This window comes from Sphingomonas sp. SRS2, assembly GCF_000971055.1.
Classification (GTDB): domain Bacteria; phylum Pseudomonadota; class Alphaproteobacteria; order Sphingomonadales; family Sphingomonadaceae; genus Rhizorhabdus.
Genome location: NZ_LARW01000165.1, coordinates 1 through 7,383, shown reverse-complemented (window position 1 = coordinate 7,383; position 7,383 = coordinate 1). Strand labels below are relative to the sequence as shown.

Here is a 7,383-nt window from a genome sequence, read left to right as displayed (position 1 = left end):
CACCCCAACCCCTCCCCTGAAGGGGAGAGGCTAGAAAGATGACCATGCTTAACATCACCAACCTCCACGCCGAAATCGACGGCAAGGCGATCCTCAAGGGGCTGTCGCTCACCATCAACCCGGGCGAGATCCATGCGATCATGGGGCCCAACGGGGCGGGCAAGTCGACGCTCTCCTATGTGTTGAGCGGCCGCCCCGGCTATGAAGTGACCGAGGGCAGCGTCACCTTCCAGGGCGAGGATCTGCTCGACAAGGCACCGCACGAGCGCGCCGCCGCCGGACTGTTCCTGGGCTTCCAGTACCCGGTCGAGATTCCCGGCGTCTCCAACGTCCAGTTCCTGCGCGAGGCACTCAACGCCCAGCGCCGGCTGCGCGGCGAGGAGCCGCTGTCGGGCGGCGACTTCCTCAAGCGCGCGCGCGTTCAGGCCGATGCCCTGGGGCTCAGCATGGACATGCTCAAGCGCCCGGTGAACGTCGGCTTCTCGGGCGGCGAGAAGAAGCGCAACGAGATGGTGCAGATGGGGATCATCGACCCGAAGCTCGCCATCCTCGACGAGACCGACTCGGGCCTCGACATCGATGCGCTGCGCACGATCGGCGGCGGCATCAACCTGATCATGCGCAAGCCCGACAAGGCGGTGCTGCTGATCACCCATTATCAGCGCCTGCTCGACTATGTGAAACCCGACTTCGTCCACGTGCTCGCCAGCGGGCGCATCGTCCGCACCGGCGGCGCGGAGCTCGCTCATGAGCTCGAGCGCGAGGGTTATGGGGCGATCGCGGCGTGAACAGGAGCAACCATTTCCTCCCCGGCACGGGGAGGGGGGCCATCCGCAGGATGGTGGAGGGGGCTCGTCTCCTCGCCACCTCGACGGCTGGCTCGACAACTCAGTCTCCCTCCACCGCCTGCGGCGGTCCCCCTCCCCCTACCGGGGAGGAACTTTGGTGACTCTCTCGCTGCCCTCTACCCGTGACGAAGCGTGGCGCTGGTCCGATCTTTCGGGCCTGGAAGCTATCGCTGAAGCGCCCGCTACACACGCCGTATCGGACCCCGAATCCCACTGGATCGGCAACGGTCCGCGCCTGTTGTTCGTCGACGGCAAGCTCGACCAGGGCCGCAGCAGCCCCGGCCCGCTGACGGTCGGCCCGACCGAAGCATCGACCGATCATCCGCTCGGCAGGCTCGCCACCGGCGCTGGCTGGACGCTGATCGTCGGCAAGGACGGCGCGACCCCGGCGGACGGCCCGATCGAGATCGTCCATATCGCGACCGGCGGGGCCAACCATGTCCCGGCGCATATCGTCCTCGCCGAGGACGCGCAGGCGAACATCGTCGAAACCCATGTCGGCGACGGCTGGGCGAACCGGCTGACCGTCATCGAACTGGGCCGCTCGGCGCGGCTGATGCGCGCAATTCGTATTCTCCAGGCGAGCGGCTTCACCTCGCTGCGCGACGAAGCGCGGCTCGATGCCGGCGCAAGCCTCGTTACCACCCTGCTCGGCGCGGGGGCGGGCGGCACCCGCATCGACGCGGCGATCCTGCTCGATGGCCCGGGGGCCTTCGCCGAACATGGCGGCGCGCTGCTGGCGCGCGGCGATCAACGCCATGACGCCGCGATCGTCGTCCGCCACGCCCGCGAGGAGGGCAGCAGCCGCCAGCTTTGGCGCGCGGTCGCGGACGACAAGGCCACTGCAAGCATGGCCGCCCGCGTCGAAGTCGCCCGCGATGCGCAGAAGACCGATGGCGAACAGTCGCTGCGCGGTCTGATGCTCACCCGCACCGCGACGATCAATCTCAAGCCCGAACTCGAAATCTTCGCCGACGACGTGAAGTGCGCGCATGGCGCGACCGTCGGCGAGCTCGATGCGCAGGCGATGTTCTACATGACCTCGCGCGGCATCACCCCCGATCGCGCCAAGGCGCTGCTGACCCAGGCCTTCATCGCCGACGCGATCAGCCGGATCGGTGACGAAGCCGCGCGCGATGTCTTCCAGGCCGACGCCGAAGCCTGGCTGGAGGGCGCGCTGTGAACGCCTGGACCAGGGACTTTCCCGCCATTCCCGAGGGCTGGCATTATCTCGACACCGCCGCGACCGCGCAGAAGCCGCAGGCGGTGATCGACGCGATCGACCGCGCCTATGGCCAGGATTATGCGACCGTCCATCGCGGCGTCTATCGCCGCTCGGCCGACATGACGATCAGCTATGAAGCCGCGCGCCAGCGGGTCGCGCGCTTCATCAACGCGCGTTCCGCCGACGAGGTGGTGTTCGTGCGCGGCGCGACCGAGGCGATCAACCTCGTCGCGCAAAGCTGGGGCGTCGCCAATCTCAAGGCCGGCGACCGCATCCTGCTGTCGAAGCTCGAACATCATTCGAACATCGTCCCGTGGCAATTGATCCAGGAACGCACCGGCGTCGAGATCGACGTCTGCCCGCTGACCGACGACGGCAAGATCGACCTCGACGCGATGGCGGCGATGCTGACCGAACGCCATAAGCTGGTTGCGCTCGCCCATGTCTCGAACGTGCTCGGCTCGGTCCTCGATGCAAAACGGGCGACCGAACTGGCGCATGGCGTCGGTGCGAAAATCCTCATCGACGGCTGTCAGGCGGTTCCGCGGATCGGCGCCGACGTGCAGGCGATCGGCTGCGACTTCTACGCCTTCTCCGGGCATAAGCTTTACGGCCCGACCGGAATCGGCGTGCTGTGGGCCCGGGGCGAGCTGCTCGATGCGATGCCGCCCTGGCAGGGCGGCGGCTCGATGATCGACAAGGTCACTTTCGCGCAAACGACATGGGCCCCCGCGCCACAGCGGTTCGAGGCGGGGACGCCGAACATCGTCGGCGCGCTCGGCCTCCACGCCGCGATCGACTATGTCGACGCGATCGGCCTGCCCGTCATCCACGCACATGAGATGGCGCTGGTCGTACAGGCGCGCGACGCGCTGTCGGCGATCAACAGCGTTCGCCTGTTCGGCCCCGCCGATTCGGCCGGAATCGTCAGCTTCGCGATCGAGGGGGTGCATCCCCACGACATCGGCACCATATTGGATGAGGAAGGCGTGGCGATCCGGGCAGGACATCATTGCGCCCAGCCGCTGATGGAGCATCTCGACATTCCTGCCACGGCGCGCGCGAGCTTCGGCATCCACAATGACGCGGCCGATGTCGCGGCGCTGGCGCGGGGAATCGAACGAGTGACACGGATTTTCGGATGACGGACAAAGACATGAACGAACCGGGCAAGATCGAGGTCGAGGAAGTGTCGGCGGTGCCGTCTGCGCCCCGTGCGCGGGTCGAGGTCGATACACGTGGCCAGCCGATCGATAGCGATGCCGGGGCGGAGCCGACGCGCAAGCCAGACTATCTCGACGGCTTTCTCTCGCAGAAACCTTCGGTCGAAGCTGGCGCCGGGGAGCCGGGCGGCGCTCTCTATGAAAGCGTGATCGATGCGCTCAAGGAAATCTACGATCCGGAGATCCCGGTAAACATCTATGACCTCGGGCTTATCTACGGCGTCGACATCACCCAGGACGCGCATGCGGTGGTGACGATGACGTTGACCACGCCGCACTGTCCCGTCGCCGAATCGATGCCGGGCGAAGTCGAACTCCGCGTCGGCGCGGTGCCCGGAGTCGGATCGGCCGAGGTCAACCTGATCTGGGACCCGCCATGGGACCCGGCCAAGATGTCTGACGAGGCCAAACTCGAACTGGGGATGTTGTGATGACCACCACCACCCGCGCCCGTCCCGCCGCGCTGATCCTCACGCCTTCCGCCGAAGCACGGATAGCCGATCTGATGGGTCAGGCCCCCGAAGGCGCGATCGGCGTAAAGCTGTCGACCCCGCGCCGCGGCTGCTCGGGACTCGCTTACTCGGTCGACTATGTCACCGAGGCCGATCCGTTCGACGAGAAGATCGAGACGCCCGGCGGCGCCTTCTATGTCGATGGCGGCTCGATCCTCTATCTGATCGGATCGGTGATGGATTGGGTCGAGGATGATTTCTCGGCAGGCTTCACCTTCCAGAATCCCAACGCCAAGGGCAGCTGCGGCTGCGGCGAGAGCTTCACGGTCTGACGCACGGGGTGGGGCGGAGACTGGTTGCACCTATCATCCCCAGGCCCTATTCGGCCCGCCATGCATGCCGCGCTCGACCATATCGATGCCTGGATCTTCGATCTGGACAACACGCTCTATCCCGCGTCGGCGGACCTGTTCGGGCTGATCGATCAGCGCATGGGGCTCTATGTCCAGCGGCTGCTGGGCCTCGACGCTGACGAGGCGCGCATCGTCCAGAAGCGGATGTTCCGCGAACATGGCACCACCCTGTCGGGGCTGATGCAGGACCATGCGATCGACCCGCACGAATTCCTCGCCTTCGTCCACGATATCGAAATGGATGCGCTGGCCGAGGACAGGCGGATGGTCGAGGCGCTGGCGAAGCTGCCTGGCCGCAAGCTGATCTTCACCAATGGCGACGCGACCTATGCGGGCCGTGTCCTCGAACGGCTCGGCCTGTCGAAGAGCTTCGAGGCGATCCACGACATCCATGCCTGCGCCTATCAGCCGAAGCCGCATGTCGCGAGCTACGAATCGATGGTCGCGAGCTTCAAGATCGACCCGACGACCGCGCTGTTCGTCGAGGACATGGCGCGCAACCTGAAGCCCGCCAAGGCGATCGGCATGACCACGGTCTGGGTGAACAACGGCTCCGAGCTCGGCAATCACGAGGCCGACACGAGCTTCATAGATTATGAGATCCAAGACGTCGGCTTATGGCTGCACGAGATTACAGGGGGACAATAATGAGCGACCTTCAGACCATCATCGACAAGGCCTGGGACGATCGCGACGCCATCGGCTTCGCCACCAAAGGCGAGGTGCGCGATGCAGTCGAGGCCGCGCTGCTCGCGCTCGATTCGGGCGAGCGCCGGGTCGCCGAGAAGGGCCCTGATGGCTGGGTCGTCAACCAGTGGCTCAAAAAGGCCGTCCTGCTCTCCTTCCGCCTCAACGACATGGAACTGATCCCCGGCGCTCCGGGCGGAGCAAGCTGGTGGGACAAGGTGCCGTCGAAATTCGCTGGCTGGGGCGAGGCCGAATATCGCAAGGCAGGCTTCCGCGCGGTCCCCGGTTCGATCGTGCGGCGTGGCGCGCATATCGCCAAGGGCGCGGTGCTGATGCCCAGCTTCGTCAATCTCGGCGCGTTCGTCGACGAAGGCACGATGGTCGATACCTGGACGACGGTGGGAAGCTGCGCGCAGATCGGCAAGAACGTCCATCTGTCGGGCGGCGTCGGCATCGGCGGCGTGCTCGAACCGCTTCAGGCGGGCCCGGTGATCATCGAGGATAACTGCTTCATCGGCGCGCGCTCCGAAGTCGCCGAGGGCGTGATCGTCGAGGAGGGCGCGGTGCTGTCGATGGGCGTCTATCTCGGCGCATCGACCAAGATCGTCGACCGCGCGACCGGCGAAGTCTTCGTCGGCCGGGTGCCGAGCTATGCGGTGGTCGTCCCCGGCACGCTGCCCGGCAAGGATGGCGGCCCCGGCCTCTACTGCGCGGTGATCGTCAAGCGCGTCGATGCGCAGACCCGCTCGAAGACCGGGATCAACGAGCTGCTCAGAGACTGAACCCATAACGTCGCCCCGGCGGAGGCCGGGGCCGCCACGATCCTGGGATGACGTCTCATACATGCCTGTGGGGGCCCCGGCCTCCGCCGGGGCGACGACAATTCTGGTATCCGCCCGCGCCGGAATGCCACATGTTGGCTTTCCTACCTCTCCAACGGGCGAACCAGCGCATGGACTTCGGGCAGCTCGTATCGGACATCGGCCCCTGGGCGATCGCGCTCGGCGCGGGGTTCGAGGGGGAGACCGCGGCGATCGCCGGTGGGGTGATGGCGCATCGCAACATCTTCCCGCTCGCCGCCTCCTGGCTCGCCTGCGCCTTCGGGGCCTTCGTCGCGGACGAACTGTTCTTCCAGATCGGCCGCCGCTTCCGCGACAGGCCCTTCGTGGTCCACGTCCGGCAGAAACCGGCCTTTGCCAAGGCAGTGGCGTTCATCGAACGCTATCCCAACGCCTATATCCTGATCTTCCGCTTCCTCTATGGGCTGCGCACCGTCAGCCCGATCGCGATGGGGCTGACCGGCGTGTCAATCCAGCGCTTCGCCACGCTAAACGCCATCGCCTGCCTGCTCTGGTCGGCGCTCTACACGGCGATCGGCTACTGGTTCGGCCCCACCGTCGACCGCATCCTGATCACACTCACCCCCTACAAGACCGAGCTGATGATCGCCTTCCCGATCCCCGGGACCTGTTTCCTGATCTGGCTGCTGTGGCGGCGGCACCGGCGGCGCAAAGCCGAGCGGCTGAACCCGCCGGCTCCGATACCGGAGATAAGCGCGGAGGGGTGAGAGAGGCGCGCCGCCCCGGCGGAAGCTTCTAGCTCGCGCTATCGAAAATCGGCGCGAAGCCCCCGAAGATCGCGAGCGAGCCGTTCCAGACCGGCGGACTTTCCATCATCCGGGGGTCGCTCATCAGCGCACCCCAGCCCGCGTCACGCGCCGCTTTATCGGGCCATTCGATCCAGCCGAAGATCACCGTCTCGCCGTCCGCGGCCTGCACCGCGCCCTTGAAGTCGGTCAGCTTGCCGTCGGGAACGTCCGCGCCCCAGCCGTCGACCAGCCGCAGCGCGCCCTTTTCGCGGAACAGCGCCGCGCTGTCGCGGGCATGCTCGATGAAGACGTCGCGCTGACCGTTGGCGACGCTCGCCACGATTCCGTCGACGAAGCCGAAGGGGCCGTCGCCACCGCTGTCCAGCACCGTCTCGAACCCCGCGTAGATCATCCGGTCGCCCTCGAACGGCAGCGGCCCGTCGGGCTTCATCCGCTCGTCGGACATCATCTTTTCGGCGGCGGCGTCGCAGGTCGCCTTGTCGGGCCAGAGGATCCACGAGAAGACGATCGCCTCGCCGTCCTGCGCCTTCACCGCCTTGCGCATGTCGGTGCGCTTGCCTTCGGGCACATCGGCTTCCCAGCATTCGACGATCCGGGTTGCGCCGCCTTCGAGGAAGACCGGCGCGGCCTGCGCGGCCATGGCGCGATAAGCCTCCTTGTTGCCCGCCTTCACCGGGATCACGAAGCCCTGCAAATAGCCCATCGACTCTCTCCTTATCCTGTCGTGTCCAGCCTAACCCGGTGGGGATGGAGAGTCACATCCCCCGCGCGGCACGATGGGCTCGACAGGCGGAGCGCTGGAGTTTGTTTCACTTACGTGGAAACGGTACCGGCCCGCTCCCCCACCCAACCTCCCGATATATTACGCTGGATCGGGAGGTTGGGGGGGGGAGCGGGCCGGGACCGCCGGTTCAGCTTCGCTGGAA

The 7,383-nt window shown here is 66.4% G+C and carries 9 protein-coding genes and 1 pseudogene; 8 read left to right on the top strand and 2 right to left on the bottom strand.

Going from position 1 to position 7,383, the window contains the following annotated elements; translation table 11 throughout:
* Positions 1–44: 44 nt before the first annotated feature.
* The 8 genes from sufC (at position 45) to WP12_RS23070 (ending at position 6,415) form a co-directional block, all read left to right on the top strand.
* The gene (gene sufC / locus WP12_RS23105; protein WP_046196001.1) at positions 45–788 is read left to right on the top strand and encodes a Fe-S cluster assembly ATPase SufC; all 744 of its coding nucleotides are present in this window, start codon (positions 45–47) and stop codon (positions 786–788) included.
* A gap of 157 nt (positions 789–945) precedes the next feature.
* Positions 946–2,031 carry a SufB/SufD family protein gene (locus WP12_RS23100; RefSeq protein ID WP_046196000.1) on the top strand — a complete coding sequence of 362 codons (1,086 nt, stop codon included), beginning with the start codon at positions 946–948 and terminating at the stop codon, positions 2,029–2,031.
* A complete protein-coding gene (locus WP12_RS23095; RefSeq protein WP_235399294.1) occupies positions 2,028–3,218 on the top strand; it encodes a cysteine desulfurase in 1,191 nt (396 codons plus the stop codon). The genes WP12_RS23100 and WP12_RS23095 overlap by 4 nt, the downstream gene beginning before the upstream one ends.
* 11 nt (positions 3,219–3,229) lie before the next feature.
* Positions 3,230–3,727, top strand: coding sequence for an SUF system Fe-S cluster assembly protein (locus WP12_RS23090; RefSeq protein WP_046195999.1), 498 nt, complete (start codon positions 3,230–3,232; stop codon positions 3,725–3,727).
* Positions 3,727–4,080: a HesB/IscA family protein gene (locus tag WP12_RS23085; RefSeq protein WP_046195997.1), complete on the top strand. Its 354-nt coding sequence runs from the start codon at positions 3,727–3,729 to the stop codon at positions 4,078–4,080. The genes WP12_RS23090 and WP12_RS23085 overlap by 1 nt, the downstream gene beginning before the upstream one ends.
* A 60-nt stretch (positions 4,081–4,140) precedes the next feature.
* Entirely contained in the window at positions 4,141–4,809 is a 669-nt protein-coding gene (locus WP12_RS23080; protein ID WP_046195996.1) for a pyrimidine 5'-nucleotidase, read from the top strand.
* Positions 4,809–5,630 (top strand): 2,3,4,5-tetrahydropyridine-2,6-dicarboxylate N-succinyltransferase, encoded by an 822-nt coding sequence (gene dapD, locus WP12_RS23075; protein ID WP_046195995.1) that lies wholly within the window; start codon positions 4,809–4,811, stop codon positions 5,628–5,630. The genes WP12_RS23080 and dapD overlap by 1 nt, the downstream gene beginning before the upstream one ends.
* Before the next feature lie 131 nt (positions 5,631–5,761).
* Entirely contained in the window at positions 5,762–6,415 is a 654-nt protein-coding gene (locus WP12_RS23070; protein ID WP_235399293.1) for a DedA family protein, read from the top strand.
* A 28-nt stretch (positions 6,416–6,443) separates the two neighbouring features.
* Here WP12_RS23070 and WP12_RS26540 read toward each other — a convergent pair whose 3' ends face one another.
* Both WP12_RS26540 and WP12_RS26535 read right to left on the bottom strand, forming a co-directional pair.
* Positions 6,444–6,824, bottom strand: coding sequence for a DUF1428 domain-containing protein (locus WP12_RS26540; RefSeq protein WP_268794749.1), 381 nt, complete (start codon positions 6,822–6,824; stop codon positions 6,444–6,446).
* A pseudogene (locus tag WP12_RS26535) lies at positions 6,813–7,160 on the bottom strand (DUF1428 domain-containing protein); the annotation flags it as partial. The gene WP12_RS26540 and the pseudogene WP12_RS26535, both read right to left, overlap by 12 nt.
* Positions 7,161–7,383: the final 223 nt, after the last annotated feature.

Coding starts and splice junctions, on each gene's coding strand:
- sufC (WP_046196001.1), top strand. CDS start 45: ATGCTTAACATCACCAACCTCCACGCCGAAATCGACGGCAAGGCGATC.
- WP12_RS23090 (WP_046195999.1), top strand. CDS start 3,230: ATGAACGAACCGGGCAAGATCGAGGTCGAGGAAGTGTCGGCGGTGCCG.
- WP12_RS23085 (WP_046195997.1), top strand. CDS start 3,727: ATGACCACCACCACCCGCGCCCGTCCCGCCGCGCTGATCCTCACGCCT.
- WP12_RS23080 (WP_046195996.1), top strand. CDS start 4,141: ATGCATGCCGCGCTCGACCATATCGATGCCTGGATCTTCGATCTGGAC.
- dapD (WP_046195995.1), top strand. CDS start 4,809: ATGAGCGACCTTCAGACCATCATCGACAAGGCCTGGGACGATCGCGAC.
- WP12_RS23070 (WP_235399293.1), top strand. CDS start 5,762: ATGTTGGCTTTCCTACCTCTCCAACGGGCGAACCAGCGCATGGACTTC.